The organism is Corynebacterium sp. HMSC071F07 (assembly GCF_001810285.1).
GTDB lineage: Bacteria > Actinomycetota > Actinomycetes > Mycobacteriales > Mycobacteriaceae > Corynebacterium > Corynebacterium simulans.
In genome coordinates, this window is sequence record NZ_KV800683.1 from 2,670 (window position 1) to 5,108 (window position 2,439).

The following is a 2,439-nucleotide window of genomic DNA, read 5'->3' on the forward strand; positions in this document are numbered from 1 at the left end:
AGAGCTTTGGACACAACTAGTGTGGAACCCTAAGGGCTTGGAGGTATCTGATAGTGGAGCAAGTTGGGTAAAGCAGCAACGTAGTCACGAAACCCCTCGCACGCTCAGTAAGATTATTTCAACTGTAGTAAGGCGAAGTGAATGAATATGCGTAGACGGTTAATACACTATGCTCGCACTTCGCGGCTTTTGTGTTCGGCAATGTTTAAGATGGCCTCAGACGACCCAGCACTCTTTCTCGAGAAGGTATTTCAACGCCTTAAGCTTTCGCCTCTCCGTGCAGGTCTCAAGTATTTTCCGTCTATTCCACATCGGAAGACTGCCGTCCAAAGAATGCTCGACGAAGGCGAGTTGAGTGCGCTTCAAGAGATCCTCGCATCAGGAACGGAATCTACCAGCTATGAAGAGCTAAGCAGAGCGGACAAACATAGAGTAGCCAGAGCGAGCGAACGCCTACAACTGCTAGAAAAGAAGGTTACGCGGGTCAACGCTGCTTCAGAGCTTCGCAAGCCGAAACAGGACGGTGCACCTTGCGTACTGTTCTACCTAACAAATAGTTTGCCTCACACCATGTCGGGATACACTTACAGATCCCACAACACGCTGCTTGCTCTGAGTCAATCAGGAATCCGTGTTGCAGCTATGACCCGTTTGGCCTATCCGTTGGTCGTCGGCAAATGGCCCAGAAAAAATTGCGAAGTTGTGGAAGGGATTCCCTATTTTCGGAGCCTTCCTAGCAGCTACCCGGGTTCACTTCTTAAACGACTTGAGATTGAAGTTGAGCTATTAGTCGACCTGGCGAGAGAAGTCGGCGCGAACATTCTTCACACCACGACTGATTACAATAATGCATTAGTAGTGGCGGAAGCTGCGAGACAGCTAGGCATACCGTGGGTATACGAAGTTCGAGGGGAGCTTGAGAGTACTTGGCTGTCGAAGCAGCCGGCTGAGCGACAACACGTTTTGCTGAAGTCTGATTTTTATCAGCTTGCTCGTCGTCAAGAAACGTTATGCATGATGGCTGCCAACGCGGTAGTAGCTTTGAGCGAAGTTTCCAAAGCTGAGCTCCATGACCGAGGCGTTTCACGAGAAAAGATTACCGTGGTACCGAATGCCGTTCACGATGCACCAGTAGAAGGAGAGCTTGATCGGTCATTGTTGCGGAAAGAACTAGGGCTAGAAGACGTTAAAACGGTTGGTACCGTTACTTCAGTCGTCGGGTATGAGGGACTTGACGTCCTGTTAAGCGCAGCAGCTCTCCTGTCAGATGTTCGAGTGTTAATCGTCGGCGATGGAAGCGCTCGTATCGAGCTCGAAAAGCAAGCGAGAGAACTAGGGCTGTCGGACCGAGTCTTGTTCGTTGGGCGGCAGCCGAACGAATCTATTTGGAAGTGGTATGCAGTTCTTGATGCATTCGTGCTTCCCCGCCGAAATACTCCTGTCTGCAGGAAAGTAACGCCAATTAAAGCGTTACAGGCTCAAGCTCTTGGCGTGCCCGTCATAGCGAGTGACTTGCCCGCAGTTCGAGAAATTACAGGCCAATACGCTAAGTACTTTGAACCCGAGAATTCGGACGCATTGGCTAAGTGCATAGAACAGCTTGGCGAATACAGTGCATTACAACTAGAATTAGGGAGATCGTGGGCGAAGCAGCATTCTTGGAGAAGCAACGCGCGTAGGTACAGGAAGATATATCGTGCACTGTGATAATTCACCGGCACAGGGGTCTCGTTTGAGTATGTAGAACATTCCTGAATGCTCGATGTTCTCACTCAAGTGCTATATTTTTAACTCAAAAAGTCGCACCTGGCCGCCCAAAGGCAAAATCAGTATACAGATATTTTTAATGAAAGAATTGCCTTTGTTTAAGGTAAGTAGTGACAATGTAGAATTGAGTGATCTATAAAGCGCGAGGATGCTCAGGAAGGGCGAAAACGGAAAATTGTCACCTTATGTATCCAATATTCGTGTAGTAGTGGAGTGATCTAGGTCCCCCTCCAATCTTTCTTTAGACTATGTAGGAACCATATCTAGGGCGGTTTGGCCCTTGGTGCAACCTACCAGTTGTTAATCTGTTCAAAGCACTTACCGGTTTTAAGCAAACCAACGCTGTTCATCGAACAGCGTTGTATTGAGGATTACGGGGGAAGACTATCACATGAAAGCCGCTGTTTGGCTGTGTAGAAGGGACCGTTGAGAGATTTGTATCCGCCACGGATCCGATGGAGGGGCTAGCCAGTATTGGGCTCAATCACCTCAATTTACGTATGTGGCATACCCCGCCTCGGCTTGCTCTGTTATGTCCAAAAACCTATGGACATAACACCTCCGAACTAGGCTATTGTGTGGGAGACACGGACTAAGCTGTTGCAGACTTAGATGTAACCGCAGAGTGCCTGATCTATCAAACCAAACTTTGGTAACGATGGTCGAACAGGC

Annotated in this window: 1 protein-coding gene; it reads left to right on the forward strand. The window is 48.6% G+C overall.

Annotation, left to right across the window (positions count from 1 at the left end):
* Positions 1 to 201: 201 nt before the first annotated feature.
* Positions 202 to 1,707, forward strand: a complete 1,506-nt coding sequence (locus HMPREF2724_RS01310) for a glycosyltransferase family 4 protein (RefSeq protein ID WP_168164031.1) — start codon at positions 202 to 204, stop codon at positions 1,705 to 1,707.
* Positions 1,708 to 2,439 lie beyond the last annotated feature (732 nt).